Origin of the sequence: Roseateles flavus, from assembly GCF_039872765.1 — a bacterium.
Taxonomy (GTDB): domain Bacteria; phylum Pseudomonadota; class Gammaproteobacteria; order Burkholderiales; family Burkholderiaceae_C; genus Roseateles_B; species Roseateles_B flavus.
In genome coordinates this window covers 128,250-148,194 of the sequence record NZ_JBDPZC010000006.1, presented here as the reverse complement: position 1 = coordinate 148,194, position 19,945 = coordinate 128,250, and the positions used below count along the sequence as shown (strand labels likewise).

General features: G+C 69.0%; 12 protein-coding genes. 7 read left to right on the top strand and 5 right to left on the bottom strand.

All coding sequences use genetic code 11. From position 1 onward, the window contains the following. Positions 1-93 precede the first annotated feature (93 nt). The 3 genes from ABDJ40_RS13945 to ABDJ40_RS13935 all read left to right on the top strand — a co-directional run bounded on the left by ABDJ40_RS13945 (position 94) and on the right by ABDJ40_RS13935 (position 3,801). Positions 94-753, top strand: coding sequence for a response regulator (locus tag ABDJ40_RS13945; protein WP_269632984.1), 660 nt, complete (start codon positions 94-96; stop codon positions 751-753). Then, positions 750-2,165 carry an ATP-binding protein gene (locus ABDJ40_RS13940; RefSeq protein ID WP_347610664.1) on the top strand — a complete coding sequence of 472 codons (1,416 nt, stop codon included), beginning with the start codon at positions 750-752 and terminating at the stop codon, positions 2,163-2,165. Before ABDJ40_RS13945 ends, ABDJ40_RS13940 begins: the two co-directional genes overlap by 4 nt. Before the next feature lie 76 nt (positions 2,166-2,241). Further along, a complete protein-coding gene (locus tag ABDJ40_RS13935; protein ID WP_347610662.1) occupies positions 2,242-3,801 on the top strand; it encodes a DegQ family serine endoprotease in 1,560 nt (519 codons plus the stop codon). A 102-nt stretch (positions 3,802-3,903) separates the two neighbouring features. Here the strand turns inward: ABDJ40_RS13935 and ABDJ40_RS13930 are convergent, their stop codons facing one another. The 3 genes from ABDJ40_RS13930 to ABDJ40_RS13920 form a co-directional block, all read right to left on the bottom strand. Then, positions 3,904-7,248, bottom strand: a complete 3,345-nt coding sequence (locus ABDJ40_RS13930) for an amidohydrolase family protein (RefSeq protein ID WP_347610660.1) — start codon at positions 7,246-7,248, stop codon at positions 3,904-3,906. 123 nt (positions 7,249-7,371) lie between these two features. Further along, positions 7,372-8,697: an ABC transporter ATP-binding protein gene (locus ABDJ40_RS13925; protein ID WP_347610657.1), complete on the bottom strand. Its 1,326-nt coding sequence runs from the start codon at positions 8,695-8,697 to the stop codon at positions 7,372-7,374. A 19-nt stretch (positions 8,698-8,716) separates the two neighbouring features. After that, on the bottom strand, positions 8,717-10,450 hold the full coding sequence (locus tag ABDJ40_RS13920; protein WP_347610655.1) for an ABC transporter permease: 1,734 nt from the start codon (positions 10,448-10,450) through the stop codon (positions 8,717-8,719). A gap of 542 nt (positions 10,451-10,992) precedes the next feature. Between ABDJ40_RS13920 and ABDJ40_RS13915 the strand changes: the two genes are divergently transcribed. Together ABDJ40_RS13915 and ABDJ40_RS13910 are read left to right on the top strand one after the other, a co-directional pair. Then, the gene (locus ABDJ40_RS13915) at positions 10,993-11,469 is read left to right on the top strand and encodes an urease accessory protein UreE (protein ID WP_347610653.1); all 477 of its coding nucleotides are present in this window, start codon (positions 10,993-10,995) and stop codon (positions 11,467-11,469) included. Between the two features lie 35 nt (positions 11,470-11,504). Then, entirely contained in the window at positions 11,505-12,557 is a 1,053-nt protein-coding gene (locus ABDJ40_RS13910; RefSeq protein WP_347610651.1) for an extracellular catalytic domain type 1 short-chain-length polyhydroxyalkanoate depolymerase, read from the top strand. Positions 12,558-12,678: 121 nt separating this feature from the next. Here the strand turns inward: ABDJ40_RS13910 and ABDJ40_RS13905 are convergent, their stop codons facing one another. Beyond that, on the bottom strand, positions 12,679-15,048 hold the full coding sequence (locus tag ABDJ40_RS13905; RefSeq protein WP_347610649.1) for a M4 family metallopeptidase: 2,370 nt from the start codon (positions 15,046-15,048) through the stop codon (positions 12,679-12,681). A gap of 675 nt (positions 15,049-15,723) precedes the next feature. Then, positions 15,724-17,505, bottom strand: coding sequence for an immunoglobulin domain-containing protein (locus tag ABDJ40_RS13900; RefSeq protein ID WP_347610647.1), 1,782 nt, complete (start codon positions 17,503-17,505; stop codon positions 15,724-15,726). Between the two features lie 242 nt (positions 17,506-17,747). Between ABDJ40_RS13900 and ABDJ40_RS13895 the strand changes: the two genes are divergently transcribed. After that, positions 17,748-18,392 (top strand): ANTAR domain-containing response regulator, encoded by a 645-nt coding sequence (locus tag ABDJ40_RS13895; RefSeq protein ID WP_269632974.1) that lies wholly within the window; start codon positions 17,748-17,750, stop codon positions 18,390-18,392. A 326-nt stretch (positions 18,393-18,718) separates the two neighbouring features. Beyond that, positions 18,719-19,915: a CmpA/NrtA family ABC transporter substrate-binding protein gene (locus ABDJ40_RS13890; protein WP_347611073.1), complete on the top strand. Its 1,197-nt coding sequence runs from the start codon at positions 18,719-18,721 to the stop codon at positions 19,913-19,915. Positions 19,916-19,945: the final 30 nt, after the last annotated feature.

Sequence of the window (19,945 nt, the reverse complement as noted above, 5' to 3'; positions counted from 1 at the left end):
GCCCGCCCGGCAAGAGATTAAGGGGCTGCTAAGGCCGGGGGCTTTCTTCCGTGGAGAATTCTGCTTTTCCACCCCGACGTGCCCCGAGCCACCATGAGACTGCTGCTGGTCGAAGACGACCTGATGATCGGTGAGCCCCTGCTGGACCTGCTGCGGGCGGAAGGCTATGCGGTCGACTGGGTCCGCGACGGCGAGATGGCCGACACCGCGCTGCTGAGCCAGAACTATGACCTGCTGATCCTCGACCTGGGCCTGCCCAAGGCCGACGGCATGACGGTGCTCAAGCAGCTGCGCGGCCGCAAGCAGAGCCTGCCCGTGCTGATCGCCACGGCGCGCGATGCCCTGGAGCAGCGCATTGCCGGCCTGGACGCCGGGGCGGACGACTACGTGCTCAAGCCCTACGAGTTCCACGAGCTGCTGGCCCGCATCCGCGCCCTGCTGCGCCGGGCCCAGGGCCGTGCCGAGCCGGTCTACGAGCACAAGGGCGTGGCCATCAACCCCGCCACCCGCGAGGTGAGCAAGGACGGCCGCGAGGTCGTGCTCTCGGCGCGTGAGTGGGCGGTGCTGGAGCCGCTGCTGGCCCGGCCGGGCATGGTGCTGTCGCGCCAGCAGCTGGAGGAGAAGCTCTACGGCTGGAAGGACGAGATCTCCAGCAATGCGGTCGAGGTCTACATCCACGGCCTGCGCAAGAAGCTGGGCGCCGAGCTGATCCAGAACGTGCGCGGCGTGGGCTATCGCGTCCCCAAGGAATGAAGAGCCTCGAACGGCTGGCGGGCCTGCGGCGAGGGTTGATGCCGCGCTCGCTGCGCCAGCGCCTGATGATGTTCCTGCTGGCCGCCGTCTCGCTGGCGGCCTTCCTGCAGGCCTACAGCGCCTACCGCACGGCCCTGGCCGAGGCCGACCAGCTCTTCGACTACCAGATGCAGCAGATGGCTTTCTCACTGCGCGGCAGCATGGCGGGGCCGGGCAGCGGCACCATCTCGCTGCCCCTGGGCGAGCAGCAGAGCTTCGACTTCCATGTGCAGGTCTGGAGCCTGGACGGCGCCTCCATGTTCCGCTCACCCGGACCGTGGCTGCTGCCGCAGCGCGCGGTGCTGGGCTTCTCCGACGTCAGCGACCGTGGGCGCACCTTCCGCGTCTTCTCGGTGCAGACGCCGCTGCAGGTGATCCAGGTCGCCCAGGACCTCTCAGTGCGCCAGCGCATGGCCTCGCAACTGGCCTGGCGCACGGCCATGCCCACGCTGCTGATGCTGCCGCTGCTGGGTCTCGTCGTGTGGCTGGTCATCAGCCGTTCCCTGGACCCGGTGGAGCGCGTGCGCGCCCAGCTGGCGGACCGCTCGCCAGGCGATCTGGCGCCCGTCCCCGCGGGCGACCTGCCCAGCGAACTGCGGCCCATGGTGCAGGAGTTCAACGCCCTGCTGGGCCGCGTGCGCAGGGCCTTCGAGGACCAGCAGCACTTCGTGGCCGATGCGGCCCATGAGCTGCGCACGCCGCTGGCCGCGCTGAAGCTGCAGCTGCAGGCGCTGCAGCAGGGCAGCGCCATGAGCAGCACGGCAGGCGAGCCCGGCCTGAGGCGCCTGGAGCAGGGCATCGAGCGGGCCTCGCACCTGATCGAGCAACTGCTGTCCCTGGCCCGCCAGGAAGGCGCGGCCGCGCAGCGGGCGCTGGAGCCGGTGGCCCTGGACGCGCTCTGCCGCCAGGCCGTGGCCGATGCCAGCGAGCTGGGCAGCCTGCGCGGCGTGGACGTGGGCCTGCAGGACTGCGATGCCGCCTGGGTCCTGGGCCAGCCCGAAGGCCTGCGCGTGCTGCTGCGCAACCTGCTGGACAACGCCATCAAGTACAGCCCCGCGGGCGGCCAGGTGGACCTCAGCCTGCATGCCACGCCGGGAGAGGGTCAGGTCTTGCTGCTGGTGGAGGACAGCGGGCCGGGCATCCCCGCCGACGAGCGCCAGCGCGTCTTCGACCGCTTCTATCGCAGCAGTGCCTCGGCCTCGCAGGCGCCGGGCAGCGGCCTGGGCCTGGCCATCGTCAAGGCCATCGCCGAGCGCCATGGCGCCCAGCTGCGCCTGAGTCAGTCCAGTCGCCTGGGCGGCCTGCAGGTGGAGCTGCGCCTCCCGGCCTGCGAGCCGGGCGATGCGTCCTCAGACCGGGCTCAGCTTCGTTAAGCGGTTTCTAAGCGAGGCGTTCGAAAGTGCTGACCGTCGCGACCGTCCAGGTCGCTGCAGCCAAAAGGAGAACGCCATGACCGACCACCGCCTCAACCGCATGATCCCGGCCCGCCGCCTGGTCTGGGCCCTCGTCGCCGCTGGCGTGCTTGGTGCCGCCGGAGGTGCCGGTGCCATGCATGCCAGCAACACCCTCAAGACCAGCAACAGCGCGCCGGTGACGGCGCCTGCCGAGCCCGCTGCCACCACCAGCCCCGTGCTGGCCAGCGCCGCGCCTGCCGCCGTGAACGCGGCAGCGCCAGCGCCCATGGCCGCGGCCGCCTTGCCGGACTTCGCCACCATCGCCGCCCGCCAGGGCCCGGCCGTCGTCAACATCAGCGTTACGGGCACCGTGAAGACGCAGGCGCAGCGCCGTGGCGCCATGCCCGAGCTGGACCCCGACGATCCCTTCTACGAATTCTTCCGTCGCTTCCAGCCCCAGATCCCGCGCGGCGGCGAGATGCCCACCCGCGGCCAGGGCTCGGGATTCATCGTGTCCGAGGACGGCACCATCCTGACCAATGCCCACGTGGTGCGCGATGCCTCCGAGGTGACCGTCAAGCTGACCGACCGGCGCGAGTTCAAGGCCAAGGTGCTGGGCTCCGATCCCAAGACTGATGTGGCCGTGCTCAAGATCGAGGCCAAGGGCCTGCCTACCGTGACCCTGGGGAGCACGCGGGACCTGCGCGTGGGTGAATGGGTGCTGGCCATCGGCTCGCCCTTCGGCTTCGAGAACAGCGTCTCGGCCGGCGTGGTGAGCGCCAAGGGCCGCGCCCTGCCGCAGGAGAGCTTCGTGCCCTTCCTGCAGACCGACGTCGCCATCAACCCGGGCAACTCCGGCGGCCCGCTGTTCAATGCGCGCGGCGAGGTGGTGGGCATCAACTCGCAGATCTACAGCCAGAGCGGCGGCTATCAGGGCCTGTCCTTCGCGATTCCCGTCGAGGTGGCTCAGCGCGTGCGCCAGCAGATCGAGAAGGGCGGCAAGGTGCAGCACGCGCGCCTGGGCATCACCATCCAGGACGTCAACCAGGGCTTCGCCGATTCCTTCAAGCTGGCCCGGCCGGAAGGCGCGCTGGTGGCCAATATCGAGGAAGGCAGCGCGGGCGCGAAGGCCGGGTTGAAGTCGGGGGACGTGATCCTGAAGTTCAACGGCCAGCCCATCGTGGCCAGCAGCGACCTCCCGGCCCTGGTCGGCCAGGCCATGCCCGGCGAAACCGCGACGCTGGAAGTCTGGCGTCACGGCAAGCTCGAGACACTCAAGGCCAGGCTGGGTGATGACGGCGAGAAGAAGAGCCGCACGGCCCGGTCCGACGACGAGAGCGCGCCCCAGCAAGGCAAGCTGGGCCTGGCCCTGCGCCCGCTGGAGCCCCAGGAGCGCCGTGACAGCGGCGTGAAGGAAGGCCTGGTGATCGACGAGGTCAGCGGCCCCTCGGCCCAGGCCGGCGTGCGCCCGGGCGACGTGCTGCTGGCCGTCAACGGCACGCCGGTGAGCTCGGTCGAGCAGGTGCGCAGCGTGGTGGCGGGCGCCGAGAAGTCCGTGGCCCTGCTGGTGCAGCGCGGCAAGGACCGGATCTTCGTGCCGGTGAAGCTGGGCTGACGGGCCTGAAGCGGGCATGAAGAAGGGCGCCCCGCGGGGCGCCCTTTGTCGTTCCAGCCTGGATCGGGCCGTGGGCCGGGGCCTCAAGAGCCCCCGCGGGCCTCAATGGCCGTGATGCCCATGCCCCTCGCTCAGCGCGTCGGCATCCAGCGGCGTGCCTGCCGCATCGCCCTCGAAGAAGAAGGGCTTGCGGGCCTTCTGGCGTGGCGCGACCTCGTTCATGCTGGGCACGGCGTAGAGGCGGCCGCCCACCATCACCTGGCTGATGCGGTCGCTCTGGCGGATGTCCTTGAGCACATCGCCGTCGATGACCACCAGGTCGGCGAGCTTGCCTTGCTCCAGCGAGCCGATGTCCCTGTCCAGGCCGAGGTAGCGGGCCGGGTTCAGGGTCGCGCTGCGGATGGCCTCCAGCGAGCTCATGCCACCCAGGCCGAACATCCACATCTCCCAGTGCGCGCCCAGGCCCTCGCGCTGGCCGTGGGCGCCGATGTTGGTGCGGGTGCCGGCGCGCTCAAGCTCGGTGGCGGTCTTCGCGACCTGGATCACGTTGAAGTCCTCCTCGGGCGCGGTCTCGCGGCGCACGCTGCGGGGCTCCAGCACCGAGCGCGGCACGAACTTGGACAGGATGGGATGGCGCCAGACATCGCTGCGGGCGTACCAGTAATGCTCGCCGTCCAGGCCGCCATAGGCGACGTTGAGCGTGGGCGTGTAGCCCACGGCGGTCTGCGGCCACAGCTGCTTCACGTCCTCGTAGACCTTGGCCACGGGCAGGGCGTGCTCCACGCCCGTGTGGCCGTCCACCACCATGCTCATGTTCGTCTGGAACAGCGAGCCGCCCTCGGGCACCACCATCATGCCGGTCTCGCGTGCAGCGGCCAGCACCTGCTGGCGCTGCTCGCGGCGCGGCTGGTTGTAGCTCTTGACGCTGATGGCGCCCGCGGCCTTCATGCGCTTGAGGTGGGTGAGGGCGTCCTCGTAGCTGTTGATCAGGGCGCTGACATCGGCCTTGGCGCCGTAGAGGATGGTGCCGGTCGAGTAGATGCGCGGGCCGACCACGCGGCCGGCACGCTGCATCTCGGACTGCGTGAAGATCTCCGCCGTGCTGTTGCTCGGGTCATGGATGGTGGTGAGGCCGAAGGCCAGCGAGGCGTAGTTGACCCAGCTCTGCTGCGGGATCAGGCGTGACTCCGCCATGCCGCCGTGCCAGTGGGCATCGATGAGGCCGGGGATCAGGGTCTTGCCGCTGACGTCCACGCGGCGGGCATCGGCCGGCACGTGGACGCTGGAGGCCGCCCCCACCGCCACGATGCGGTCGCCCTCGACCAGCAGGGTGCCGTTGTCGATGACCTCGTTGCCCTTCATGGTGACGATGCGCCCGCCGGTGAAGGCGATGCGGCCTTGCGGCTTGTCGGCCTTCGCCCTGAAACCGATCGGCAGGCCCTGCTCGGCGGGCTTCCAGGCCTGGCCCTCGCCCTTGGCAAAGACCTGCTCCAGCGGCACGCTGAAGAGCTGGTCGGCCAGGGCGTAGTGCAGGGTCTTGCCGTCACCCGACCACTGCAGGTACTCGCCGGCATTGATGTCCAGCTGCTTGACCGGCACGGCGTCCATCTTGGGCGCCAGCGAGAGCGTCTTGCCCGTGGCCGGCAGCGGCACCACGTAGGCATGGAAGCGCTCGACGAAGCCCAGCCAGCGACCGTCCGGCGAGAGGCTGAATTCGCTGGCGAACTCGCTCTTGGCGACGTCCAGCTCGCTGCGGTCCTTGAGGTTCAGGCGCACCAGCTTGTGCACGCTGTCGACCTCGCTGGTCTGGGCGCTGCGGGTGAAGTAGACGGCCTCGCTGTCCCGGCCCCACTGCGGCGCCGTGCCGTCCTTGCTGATCCGCAGGGGCTCGCCCTGGCCGTCGGCGCGGGCGATGTAGAGGCCCGTCTCCAGGCCGTGCACCGGCGAGGTCAGGTAGCCGCCCCTGGACTTCTGGTAGACCACCCACTTGCCGTCCGGCGAAAGGCGCGGCGAGAGGTACTTGCCCGGCTCCTGCGTGAGGCGGGTTTCGCGGCCCGTGGCCAGGTCCAGCTTCCAGACGCTGCCAAGCGCCGCATCGTCCCAGCGCACATAGACCAGTTCGCGGCCGTCGCGGGAGAAGCTGGGGTAGTAGGCGAAGCCGCCTTCGTCCTTGCCCAGGGCGCGCGCAGCGGCCTGGCCGGTGCCGCCCTTCAAGTCCTTGATGTAGAGCCGGCCCAGGGCCGAATACACGACCTGCCCGCCGTCAGGCGAGACCGTCACCCAGCGCAGCTGCTTCACGTCGAACTCGGCCGGCGCCACCTCGTGCGCGAAGCGCAGGGCCGGGCGGATCTCCCGCGTGTCCTTGACATGGAAGGGGATCTCGGCGGCACTGCCCTTGAAGGGGTCGACGCGCCACAGCTTGCCCTGGGCCCACACCACGATGGCCTTGGCATCGGGCATCCACGCGAAAGCCGGGTAGACGCCATGCACCGACCAGCTCTCCTGCAGGTCACGCTCCAGCTGCCCCCAGGCTGCGAACTCGCGACCGCTTCGAAGGTCCTTGAGGAAGAGGGTGGACTGCGGACCCTCGGCGCCGCGCACCCGGCGCACGAAGGCCAGGTACTTGCCGTCCGGCGAGGGCGTGGGCCGCACGGCACCACCGGGGCCGGTCACGAAGGGCTCGGTCGTGCCGTCGTGCAGGTCCTGGCGGTAGATGCGGAAGATCTCGCCGTTGCCGTCCTTGTTGTACTGGAAGCTGCTGCCGGGCGTGCTGTCCTGCGAGTAGTACAGGAAGCGGCCGTCGGGGGAGATGGCCGGCTCGCCGCGGTCCTTCTGCCAGTTGGGCTTCTCGTTGAGCTGCACGCCCTTGCCTCCGTCCAGGTGGTACATCCAGATCTCGCCGGAGCCCAGGGAGCGGGTGCCCGTGAAGTGCTTGCGGGCGAGCACGTACTGGCCGTTGGGATGCCAGACGGGGTTGTTCATCAAACGGTAATCTTCGCTGGTGAGCGCGCGGGCGCCGGTGCCGTCGGCGTTCATCACCCAGATGTTGTCGCCACCGCCGGCATCGGACATGTAGACGATCTTCTTGCCGTCTGGCGAGAAGCGGGCCTGCATGTCCCAGGCCAGGCCGCGGGTCAGGGGGCGGGCCTCGCCGCCGGCCAGGGGCAGGGTGTAGAGGTCACCCAGCAGGTCGAAGACCAGGGTCTGGCCGTCGGGGCTCACGTCCACGCTCATCCAGGTGCCGCTGCGCACGTCGATGGAGACGGTCTGTGCCTCGCCAGGCGGATGGTTGACGTCCCAGGCCGGCTTCTTCGCCGTGGCGGCAGTGGAGACGGGGGCGGCCGGGGATGCCGGCGCCTCGGCGGCCTGGGCCATGCTGCTGCACAGCAGGGCGCTGGCCAGGGCCAGCAGGGCAGGGGCAAAAGGGTGGGGTGCGGGCTTTTTCATGGCGCGCGAGCATAGCCCCGGCCTCCGTGGCCGCCATTGGGGCCACCGCGAACGGCGGTTTTCGAGGGCTGAACGCCGGTCGGCGGCGCGCCTGGGGCGCCCCTCGCACAGGCGCTCGCGGGTTCAGACCGCCTCGTCCTGCGCCTCCAGCTCCCCCGTGGGCAGGCGCAGCAGGCCCGTGTGGAAGTCGTATTCGAAGACCTCGCCGTGCCGCGCCCAGGAGATGGCGGTATTCAGCACGGCGTCCGCCTCGCCAGGGTCCAGCTGCTCGCTGAGCAGACGCAGGAAGGGCTTCTCCGGCAGCTGGCCACTGCTCTCCTGCTCCAGGCTGTGGCGGATGTGGGCGATCAGGGGGACGCGGTCCAGCAACTGCTGCCCGAAGAGCTCCTGGCGCAGGGCGTGGCCGCCGTCCACATAGCGCTGGCCCAGGGCGCTGAGCTGCAGGTCGCCGCTTTCCAGCCAGGCCAGGCCCAGCAGGGCCAGGGCGTGGGCCACGGGCAGCATCTGGGCGTCGGTCAGCTCGGAGGCCTCGGCCAGCTGCGGCAGGTCGGCCCGGCCGGCGAAGGGGGGCGCCGCCAGCAGCTCCAGCAGGCCGTCCATGCGGGCCACGTCAGCCTCGGGCAGTCGCTCGGTGAGGGGGGCGGGCTCGGTGGCCGCCTCGGCACCGACGCGTACAGGCCGGCCGGCGCCGGCCGTCATCAGGGCATAGACCTCGTCGACGAGCGAGCGCACATCAGCGCTGTCCGGGTTGCGGGGCCGGGGCAGCTGGATGGACAGCTGGCAGCGGATGCGGCCGGGGTCGCTGGCGAAGACCAGCACGCGGTCCGCCATCAGCACGGCCTCCTCGATATTGTGCGAGACCACCAGCATGGCCTTGGTCGGCATGGTGCCGCCTTGCCAGAGTTCGAGGATGTCCTCGCGCAGGCGCTCGCCGGTCAGCACGTCCAGGGCGGAGAAGGCCTCGTCCATCAGCAGGACCTCGGGCTCCGTCACCAGGGCGCGGGCAATGCCCACGCGCTGGCGCATGCCGCCCGAGAGCTCGCGCGGCAGCGCGCCCTCGTAGCCGGCCAGGCCGATCAGCTCGATGGCCGCCTCGGCCCTGGCCGCGCGTTCAGCCTTGGCCAGGCCGCGCGCCTCCAGCCCCAGCTCGACGTTCTGCTGCACCGTCAGCCAGGGGAAGAGGGCGAAGGACTGGAAGACCATGCTGATGGCTCGCGCCGGTCCGTACAGAGGCTGGCCGCGGTAGCGCACCTCGCCGCGATCGGCCTCGATGAGCCCGGCCATGAGGCGCAGCAAGGTGCTCTTGCCCGAGCCCGACTGGCCCAGCAGCGCGACGATCTCGCCCTCGCGCAGGCTGAAGTCCACACCTTCCAGCACGGGGCGCACATGCCCGTCGGAGGAGCGGAAGGTCTTGCCCACGCCGTTGAGTTCGATGATGGCTTGTGCCATGAGAGTCCTCCGTGATCGTTCAGAAGTGCAGGCGCTCGCCGGCCAGTCGGTAGAGGCGGCGCCAGACAAAGTGGTTGAGCCCCATGACGAAGACGCACATGACGCCGATGCCCAGCGCGATGCGCGGGAAGTCCCCGCGGGCCGTCATCTCGGCGATGTAGCTGCCCAGGCCCTGGGCGCGCAGGGTGGTGTCACCCCAGCTGACGTACTCGGCCACGATGCTGGCGTTCCAGGAGCCGCCGCTGGCGGTGATGGCGCCGGTGACGAAGCTGGGAAAGACCGCCGGCAGCAGGAAGCGCCGCCAGCGCAGCCAGCCCCTGAGCCCCAGGTTCTGCGCCGCAAAGCGCAGCTCGCCGGGAATGCTGGACGCTCCAGCGATCACGTTGAAGAGGATGTACCACTGCGTGCCGAAGATCATCAGCGGAGACAGCCACCAGTCCGGGTCCAGGTGCCAGTGCACGATGCCCAGCACCACCAGCGGGAACAGCAGATTCGCCGGAAAGGCAGCCAGGAACTGCGCCACCGCCTGCAGCCGCCCGGCCCAGCGCGGGTTCAGGCCGATCCACACGCCCAGCGGCACCCATGCCAGGGCGGCCAGTGCGATCAGCACCAGCACGCGCGCCAGGGTGTAGCCGCCGAGCAGGAAGACGTGCCCCACCTCGGCCCAGCCGACCTCGGCATGCACAAAGCGGAGCAGACGCCACAGGGCGAGCATGACGGCGGCCAGCAGCAGGGCGTCCCAGGCCCTGCGCGCCAGCGGGGACGGCGGCACCGGGCGGGCACGCGCCGAGGTGCCATCGTGACGACGGCGGAACAGCGTCAGGCTGCGCTGCAGCTGGCGCCCGGCCCAGCCCGCGACGGCCTGCACACCCTGCGTGCGGCGCAGCCAGCTGAGGAGCCAGGATTGGGGCGCCTGGTCGGTGCTGTTTTCCTCGAAGCGGAACTTGTCGGCCCAGGCCACGAGCGGCCGGAAGAAGAGCTGGTCATAGAGCAGGATGCCCACCAGCATGGCGCCGATCGCCCAGCCGATGGCGGACAGGTCACGCGCCTCGATGGCCAGGGCGATGTAGGAACCCACCCCCGGCAGCTTGATGCTCTGGTCCGACACGGTGATGGCCTCCGAGGCCACCACGAAGAACCAGCCGCCGGACATGGACATCATCATGTTCCACAGCAGCCCCGGCATGGCGAAGGGCAGCTCCAGGCGCCAGAAGCGCTGCCAGCCGGAGAGCTGGAACACCCGGGCGGCCTCCTGCAGTTCCGATGGCACGTTGCGCAGGGACTGGTAGAGGCTGAAGGCCATGTTCCAGGCCTGGGACGTGAAGATGGCGAAGATGGCCGCGCACTCCACGCCCAGCAGATTGCCCGGGAACAGGGCGATGAAGCCCGTCACCGTGATCGAGAGAAAACCCAGGATGGGAATGGACTGCAGGATGTCCAGCAGCGGCACCAGCACACGTTCGGCCGCGCGGTACTTGGCCGCCAGCACCGCGAAGACGCCGCTGAAGACCAGGGCGGCGGCCAGGGCCATGAACATGCGCAGGGTCGTGCGCAACAGGTAGTAGGGCAGCTGGATGGGGTCCAGGCTCAGGGGCAGCACATCGCCCATCTCGAAGGGCCGGGCCATCTGTGCGGTGCCATAGCCCAGCAGGACGAGGGCGGCCAGCACCAGGGGCAGCAAGGCCCAGTCCCAGCGGTTGATGCCGGCTTCGACGGCCGGGCGGGCAAAGAATTCGCGCGTGTTCTTGCTCATGGGCGAGCGCTCATGCAGGGCACGTGCCGATCGGCCGCAGCTGGCGCCCCCGGGCACACAGAGGCGCGGGGGGGCTCAGCCGGCCCACAGGCAGCGGGCGGACTTGGAGAATACGGGGCGAGGCGTGCCGCCGGAAGTGAGGGCGCTGTTCAGGCCGGTTCCGGGGCGGCGGTGGCAGCGGCTGAAGCGCCGGGCCGCCGGTCAACGGGGCTCAGTGCGTCAGCGCTGCGAAGGCCGTTGCGGCACGCTTCGCGAATGGGCGTTGAGGACTGGGACTGTCCACGTGGGACTCCGTTGTTGAGACGGGCGCGATTGTTGCATTGCACAAATTGCGCCGTCAACGGTGCGTGGGGCCCTCGGCCTCACTTCACGAAACTTCACCTGCGGCCGCCGGGCTGCTTCGCATTTCTTGACCGGGCGGACATGCACAGGCCCCGCGCCTGCGCTGCAATGGCGCCGGAGCCCTCGCCGTGCCTGGCCCGTCCGATCAAGGACAATGCCCTGCACCGCCTTCACGCAGGCGCTTCACCCAGAGATCGACCATGACCCAAGTCTCCAAATTCCTGCCCCAGGGCCAGGGCCTGGCCGCCGTGCTGCTCAAGCGCGCCAGCCAGGTCAGCCTGGACGCCAGCCAGACCGCCACGTCCCGTTTCCAGGCCACGGACAGCCTTGGCCGCACGCTGACGGTGCAGCTGCCCGAAGGCACGCTGCTGCACGACGGCGACGTGCTCGTGGGCGAGGACGGCTCCCTGGTCCGCGTCCTCGCGCCGCATGCGCCGGCGCCGCACGTGCACGGGCCCGGCTGTGGTCACGACCACGGCCACGACCATGGGCATCACCATCACGACGATGGCCACGTGCACGGCCCTGGCTGCGGCCACGACCATGGCGCAGAGGCCACGCAGCGCGGCAAGCCCGTCGGCGTGGCGGTGAAGGCCGAGACCCATGTGCACGGCCCGGGCTGCGGCCACGAGCACCACGAAGGGCATGAAGGGCACGGCCATTCCCACAGGCACTGAGGCCCGGCGCAGGCCCGGGCGCGAGGAGAACGCGCATGATCCTGTCGGCTTCCGGGCGTCGCATGGCGCTGCTCAGCGGGCTGATGGCCACCCTGCTGCTGGGCCCCACGCCCGCGGTCGAGGCCCAGCAGGGCACGCTGCGAGAACGCATCCGCGAGCGCATCGCCGAACGCCGCGAGGGGCGCGATGGCCGCAAGGGAGATCCCGCCAGCGACGCCGCGCTGGCCAGCCCGGGCACCCACAAGGGCCGGCTCGAGGTGATGGGCAAGGATCGGCTCTTCATGGTCCATGTGCCGCCGAGCTACCGCGCCGGCCAGCCCATGCCCGTGCTGCTGGCCTTCCATGGCGGGGGTGGCAGCATGGAGCTGCAGGCCGATGACAGCCGCTACGGCCTCATCAGCAAGTCCGACAGCGCCGGCTTCATCGCCGTGTTCCCCAACGGGCACAGCAGCATGCCAGGCCATCACCTGGCCACCTGGAATGCCGGCGGCTGCTGCGGTCCTGCGCGGGACGGCGGCAGCGAGGACGTCGCCTTCGTCCGTGCCTTGATCGAGCACCTCAAGCAGCAGCTGTCGGTGGACGCGCGGCGCATCTACGCCACCGGCATGTCCAATGGCGGCATGATGAGCCACCGTCTGGCCTGCGAGCTCAGCGAGCAGCTGGCCGGCATCGCCGCCGTGGCCGGCACAGACGCGACCAGCAGCTGCCAGCCGCGCCGGCCCATCCCCGTGCTGATGATCCACGCCCTGGATGATGACCACGTGCTCTACAACGGCGGCGCCGGCCCCGAAGCCTTCCGGGACAGCAGCAAGGTGATGGACTTCGTCTCCGTGCCCGAGACCACGCAGCGCTGGGTGCAGCGCAACCGCTGCAGCGGCACGCCCCAGAAGGTGCTGGACAAGCCCGGCGCCTGGTGCGAGCGCTACAGCGGCTGTGCCGACGGCGTGCAGGTCCAGCAGTGCACCACCGAGACCGGCGGCCACAGCTGGCCGGGCGGTCGCAGCCGACCCGGCAAGGGTCAGCCCTCGCAGGCCCTGGATGCCACTGACACGCTGTGGGCATTCTTCCAGGCCCAGTCCCGGCGCTGATCGTTCCTGCTGCGCTTGGCCAGACGAAGAAAAGCGCCCTGCATCGTGAGACGCAGGGCGCTTGCAGGGGTCAGGTCTTGCGGCCGGCGACGCCTCGCCAGCCGCAGGGGCCCCGAGGGCCTTACTTCGGCAGGGTGTAGTTCAGCGTGAAGCTGCCGCTGCCCGAGTACGAGTAGACCTCGATGTAGTAGTAGCCCGCCGTGCCGTTGTAGTTGATGGCCTCGGTGGAGGTGGAGCCCTCCGACTTCGCCACCACGGCCCAGTAGCTGCCGTTCCACTTGTACAGGTACAGGTCGAAGTCAGCGCCGGCAGGGCCGGTCAGGTTCATCTTGAAGGCGCCGCCGCCGGTGCTCTGGTGGTAGCCCGGGCTGCCGCTCGGGTAGGTCGCAGAGCCGCCGTCGACCAGGCTGCCCGTCACCGTCGTGCCGCCGGTGCCGCCGCCATTGACGGTCAGCGTGGCGTTGCCGCTGGTGGTGCTGCCGTTGGCATTGGTGACGACCACGCTGAACAGCGCACCGTTGTCAGCCGTGGTGGTGGCCGGCGTGGTGTAGCTGGCCGAGGTGGCACCGCTGATGGCGCTGCCATTCTTGCGCCACTGGTAGCTCATGGCGCTGCCGCTGGTGGCCGTGACCGAGAAGGTCGCGGGGCTGCCTGCGTTGACGGTCACGCTGGCCGGCTGGCTGGTGATCACCGGCAGGGTGGTGTCGCTGCTCTTGACGGTCAGGGTGGCGTTGGCGCTGGTCACGCTGCCCTTGGCATTGGTCACCACGACGCTGAACAGCGCGCCGTTGTCAGCGGTGGTCGTCGCCGGCGTGGTGTAGCTGGCTGAGGTGGCGCCGCTGATGGCGGTGCCGTTCTTGCGCCACTGGTAGCTCAGGGTCGTGTCGCTGGTGGCCGTCACGCTGAAGGTGGCGGTGGAGCCCACCGTCACGGTCGCGCTGGCCGGCTGGCTGCTGATGGCGGGCAGGCCGTCCGAGGGCGGGTTCGGGCAGGTCACGCCGACCACGTTGAAGGCGCTGATGACGTTGGCGACCGAATAGCCACGGCTCTGCGCGGCCTTCATGACGCCGCAGGAGCCGTTGTTGAAGGTCTCGTTCTGGCCCCAGTAGAGACGGTTGGCGTCAGCGAAGACCTCGAAGGCCTTGCGCGTGTCCCAGCCGGCGGTCTTGGCCAGGGTGTAGAAGGCCTTGTTGTAGACGCCCGAGGTCAGGTGCACGTCCAGCGAGTCGCTGTACCTGGAGGCATGGGCGATGGAGCGGCCGTCCTTGGTCGGGTCGTCCATGTAGCGCAGGGCGCCGGATCCCTTGAAGATCTCATAGCCCACCAGCCAGTCATTGCTGCCGCGGTCGTAGAACTCGGCCGCTTCGCCGGCCATGTCCGAATAGGCTTCGTTCATGCCGCCGGACTGCTTGGAGTAGACCAGGCCGGAGTTCTGCTCGGTGAAGCCGTGGCTGACTTCGTGCGAGGCCACGTCCAGCGAGACCAGGGGGTAGAAGGTCGAAGCGCCGTCACCGAAGTGCATGGCGGTGCCGTCCCAGAAGGCGTTCTCGTAGCTCGAGCCGTAGTGCACGCGCATCTGCAGCTTCTGGCTGATGGGGCGCACGCCCAGCCAGTCGCGGTACATGCGGAACACCACATTGCCGAAGTGATGGGCATCGTTCATCGGCGAGTAGGCGCCGTTGATCTGCTTCACGGTGTTGCGGGGGCAGGTGAAGCTGTGGGCCGTGCTGCCGGAGGTGCCGCCATTGAGGTTGACCGTCACCACGTCCGTGCTGTTGAGCGTGCAGGTGGAGCCGCTCTGGGTGACGTCCAGGTAGGGCCGGCCGTTGCTGCCGTACTCGTACGAGCCCGTCTTCTGGTTGCCGCCGGGGCCGGTGCCGTTGGCGTGGTTCAGGCCTTCCCAGCGGTCGATCACCGCGCCGGTGTTGGCATCGATCAGGAAGTGGGGGCGGCTCAGGGACTTGCCCTCGCCGGACAGCAGGGACACCTGATAGACCAGGTGAGCCTTGTCCTTGTCGTCCAGACGGACGAAGAGCTGGGCCTGCTCATTGCGCGAGTCGATCGCGCGGGCCAGGCCGCGGGCCTGGGCCAGCACGTCGGCCTGGCTCAGCGCGGGGCGTGCGCTGGCGAGGTCCTGCTCGATCTTGTTGACCATCACGCCAGTGAAGTGCGAGCTTGCAGCGGCCAGGCCGCGGGCAGCGCTGCGGTGCTCGACGATGCCATGGCCCCAGACGGGAACCCCCTGGAAGAGCTGCTGGTGGCGCGTCACCACCAGGCCGTCGGCATAGGACTGGCTGCGGCTGGCGCGCAGGTCTTCTGCGCGCAGGCCCAGGGCCGCGGCGCCCTGGGCGCCAGGGGCCAGGGTCTGGCCGGGGGCAACGCCCTTGGCGCGCCCCAGCTCGACACGCTCGGCCGCCAGCACCTGCGTGGCCGAGGCCACTGCGGCCAGTGCGAACAGCGTTCGCAGGGTCTTGTTGGATGTCTTGTTCATCGCTTGTCTCTCTCGCTCTAAGGATGGAAGTGCTGGCCATCGGTGGACGGCCAGGGAGGTACTTCGTTCAAACACCGGAGCGCCTCGGGCGCCGTGGCAGCCCTGTCCGGCCGGACTCCCGACTGCGGAGTCCTGGCCGGTCCAGGCGGCATCCGGTTCCTGCAAATGCAACGCGTCGCTGGCGCGTATCCCTCGTCGCCGGCCGCCGGGTAGGCGCCGGCTTCTTCGGCTCATCGGCTCTTCTTCCACACCTGGCCCCGTGGCCGCGGGTGCTTCCTCGCCGGGCCTCGTGCGGTGTGCCGGGCTCGGCTCTTTTTTGTCTGGCCGGACTATTTCGCCATTCGCCCGCATTCACTTGTACGAATCACAGGGGAGGGCACCCAAATACGTACAAGAGGCGGGCAAGGCAGGGATACCTCGCCCCCCCGGATTACCCGCAGCACCACGGGTTTCTCCGGGCAAAAAAAGAGCGCCGATGGGGATCGGCGCTCAAAGAGAGAGCAAGCCAGGGCATGTGCTTCAACGGACAGAGGCCCATTCAAGGCGCTGTCCCCGGCTGCACCCATATTGCACCGCCTGGGTGCACCTGGCTTGTATGCAAGTCAGGGCCAAATCTGAATGCCGCACAAATAAACGGTTAATGAAGGTGTCATTGCTTGCGCCTGACTTCGTCGATCACGGATATATCGAGTACTTCAAGGTGTAGCTCCCGCTGCCCGAGTAGGACTTGAGCTGCAGGTAGTAGTAGCCGGCCTCGCCTACATAGCTGATGGCCTCCGTCGAGTTGGGACCCTCGGACTTGGCGACCACCGTCCAGCTGCCGTTCACGTACTTGTAAAGGTAGAGGTCGAAGTCCGCGTTGCTGGGGCCGCTCAGATTGAAGCGGAAGTTGTAGCGGGTGCTGACCTGCCACCAGCCCGGGCTGCCGCTCGGCAGGCGGGTCGAGCCTCCTGCGCTGAGCGTGCCGGTGACCGTGGTCCCGGAGTCGGTCGGGCCGTTGACGATGACCGTGGCCTGGGCGCTGCGGCTGGGGTCGGCCACGCTGGTGGCCTTGACGTGGTAGGTGCCCAGCCTGGCCGGTGCCGTGTAGAGGCCGCTGCTGCTGATGCTGCCGCCGTCGGCCTCCACCACGGACCAGGTGACGGTCTTGTTGCTGCTGCCGGTGACCGTGGCCGAGAAGGCCTGGGTCGCGCCCATGTTCAGCGTGACGTTGGCCGGGCTGAGGCTGATCTGCACGGCCGCGGGATTGACCGTGAGACTGGCCGCGCTGCTGCTCACCGAGCCCAGGCTGTTGCTGACCACGACGTTGTAGCTGCCGGCGTCAGCTGCCTGCGCGCTGGCGATGCTGAAGGTGGCGGCATTGCCGTTGGCGGGCACATTGCTGCCGTTCTTGCGCCACTGGTAGCTCAGACCGCCACCGCTGGCCGTCACGCCGAAGCTCGCCGCCTGGCCGGCCGTCACCACCACGTTCTGCGGCTGGCTGCTGATCACGGGCGCGGTGTTGGTGCTGGAGCCCATGCAGGTGTCGCTGATGCGCGTGGGGAACTTGTAGCCGCTGAAGTCCTCCAGGATGGCCAGGTTCTCCGGCGCATAGACCCGGTTGATCAGGGCCGGCACCTTGCTGCTGCCCAGCTTGTTGGCGTAGGCATCGGACTGGTTGATGAAGTAGGCCGTGCGCAGGAACTGCACCAGCACGTACTTGCGCCAGGTGGCGTCACTCTTGAGCTTGGCGTAGTAGCCCGCGTGGCTGGACTTGGCCACGCGCAGGTAGAGCTGCAGGTAGTTCAGGTTGGTCAGCGCGATGTCGCGGGCATTGCTGGCGCCGATGCCGTCGATGAACTCGGCCACGGCCAGCGAGGCGGGCAGGCCCATCAGACCGGCATTGAGCTCGGCCGTCACGCCCTGCAGGTGGTAGTCGCCCTGGGCGCTGTCCTTCAGGTAGAGGTTGTCCATGTCGGAGGAGGCGTCGTCCTTGATCAGGGCGAGGATCTCCTTGCGGGGGAAGCCGCCGTCCGCGTCATAGAGCGGGAACTTCAGGAACTGCGTCGTGTCGTCGATCCAGGAGGAGCTGTAGCTGTTCCATTGCGTGCGGCTGCCGTCGAGGTCCCACATATGGGTCTCCTCGTGGATGGCCACCATGAGGGACTCGGCCAACTTGTTGAAGCTGCCGGTGTCCACGAAGCCCTTGAAGTACTGGTCGTTGGCCTGTGCCTGCGCCAGCGCCTTGCCACTGGGCCAGCGCCGGCCGTAGACGCCGGTGATGGTCGTGAGCCAGTTGCTGGCGGTGAACGCCGCCTTGATGTCGCTGACATCGGCGCGCAGGTTGAGCGGCTCGCTGTAGCAGAAGGTGCCCTTGTCGATATCGCCGAGCGCGATGCTGGTGGGGCCGGCACGGCCGGGCTGGGGGCAAAGAAGGGCACCGGCCAGCAGGCCGGCGCCAAGGAGTCGAGCAAACATGAAAGCAGTCTCCATGGAGTTCAGAGAGGTCATCGCAGCACCGGATCGCGGCGCTGCACGGGGGATCCCCTCTCTGGCGGTTCCGTCCAAGAAGGGCCGCTTGCCTGGAGGGCCTGCGTCGGGCCCTCTTTCTGTGCCGCGGATGATGCCGCCCGGGCCCCTCGATGGCTTGTACGCATTTGTGCGCCAGGCAGGCAGTGCGCACAAGAGTGGTCCGGCACGCTTCTTGCGCCAGGCCCTGCATGGACCGTCAAGGAAATGCAGGGCAGGGTGAGGAGGCGCGCAAGCCGCCGGAGGGCATGCGCGGCATCCGCGTGCTGCTGATCGAGGATGGCGTGGCCAGCCCGCAGCTGCTGCGCCAGGAGCTGCAGCAGCTGGGCTGCGAGGTGCTGGGCACGGTGGACAACGCCGCCCTGATCCACGACTGCGTGCAGCGCCTGCAGCCCGATGTGGTGATCGTCAACGCCGAGTCGCCCACGCGGGACACCTTGGAGAACCTGGCCGCCCTCAACGACGCGCTGCCGCGCCCGGTGGTCGTCTTCGCCGAGGACCCGGCGGACGCGCCCATGCGGCGGGCCCTGCAGGCCGGTGTCAGCGCCTACGTGGTCGCGGGCCTGCAGCCGCAGCGCCTGGCGCCGGTGCTGCAGGTCGCCATCGCCCGCTTCGAGCAAGACCTGGCCCTGCGCCAGGAGCTGGACCGCGCCCAGGCCCAGCTGGCCGCGCGCAAGACCATCGAGCGCGCCAAGGGCATCCTGATGCAGGAGGCCGGACTGGACGAGGAGGCCGCCTACCAGCGCCTGCGCAAGCTGGCCATGGACCGCAAGCTGCCCATGGCAGAGCTGGCGGCGCGCATCATCGAGGCGCAGTCCCTTCTGCGCCCCACATGAGGCGCCCCACATGAGCCCCGCCCGCACCAAGGCGATGCACGAAGGGCTTGTTGCGGTGCATCAAGCCACACCGGAGGCCCTGAACACCGCGGAAAGGCCCTGGCACGCTTCCTGCTGAATGCTTCATGAAGGCCACAAAGGCGTGGCCCTCGACGAGAAGCCGGGTCCCTCGGCCTCCCATTTCCGGACAAAGGCGTCCGACCCCTGAGCCGTGCGTTCGCGCATGCCGCCAGGTGGTCGCGACGCCTTTTTTGTTTTCAGCCATCAGGAGCACACGCATGTCCCGCAGTCACAAGGAGGGTTTGATGAGCCAGGAGAGACGCCAGATGCTGGGAGCCGCCGTCGGCACCGCCGCCAGCCTGAGCCTGCCGCAGGCCTGGGCCGCCGGTTCGGACAAGCCCGAGAAGGAGGAGGTCCGCATCGGCTTCATTCCGCTCACCGACTGCGCCTCCATCGTGATGGCCTCGGTGCTGGGCTTCGACCGCAAGTACGGCATCCGCATCGTGCCCAGCAAGGAGGCCTCCTGGGCCGCCGTGCGCGACAAGCTGGTCAACGGGGACCTGGACATGGCCCACGTGCTCTACGGCCTGGTCTACGGCCTGCACCTGGGCGTCTCCGGCCCGAAGAAGGACATGGCCGTGCTGATGACGCTGAACCGCAACGGCCAGGCCATCACGCTCTCGAAGAAGCTGGCCGACAAGGGCGCGGTGGACGGCACCTCGCTGGCCAAGCTGATGGCCACGGAGAAGCGCGAGTACAGCTTCGCCCACACCTTCCCCACGGGCACGCATGCCATGTGGCTCTACTACTGGCTGGCCACGCACGGCGTGCACCCCTGGGGCGGGGCCAAGGTCATCACCGTGCCGCCGCCCCAGATGGTGGCGAACATGCGGGTGGGCAATATGGACGGCTACTGCGTGGGCGAGCCCTGGAACCACCGCGCCATCATGGACGGCATCGGCATCACCGCGGCCACCAGCCAGGAGATCTGGCCGGACCACCCGGAGAAGGTGCTGGGCTGCTCCGGCGACTTCGCGAAGAAGTACCCCAACACCGCCCGCGCCGTGATCATGGCCGTGCTGGAGGCCAGCCGCTGGATCGACGCCGGCCTGCAGAACAAGCTGAAGATGGCCGACACCATCGCCGACAAGAGCTACGTCAACACCAGCGTCGACGCCATCAACCAGCGCATCCTGGGCCGCTATCAGAACGGCCTGGGCAAGACCTGGGACGACCCCAAGCACATGAAGTTCTTCGACGACGGCGCGGTGAACTTCCCCTACCTCTCCGACGGCATGTGGTTCCTCACCCAGCACAAGCGCTGGGGCCTGATCAAGGAGCATCCGGACTACCTGGCCGTGGCGAAGCAGATCAACCAGGTGGACCTCTACCGCGAGGCCGCCTCGCAGCTGAAGGTCAGCGTGCCCAAGGAACCGATGCGCAGCAGCAAGCTGATCGACGGCACGGTCTGGGATGGCAAGGAGCCCGCGCGCTACGCGGACGGCTTCAAGCTCAAGGCGTGAGCCACACCGCGCTCAGATTGATTTCAAGGA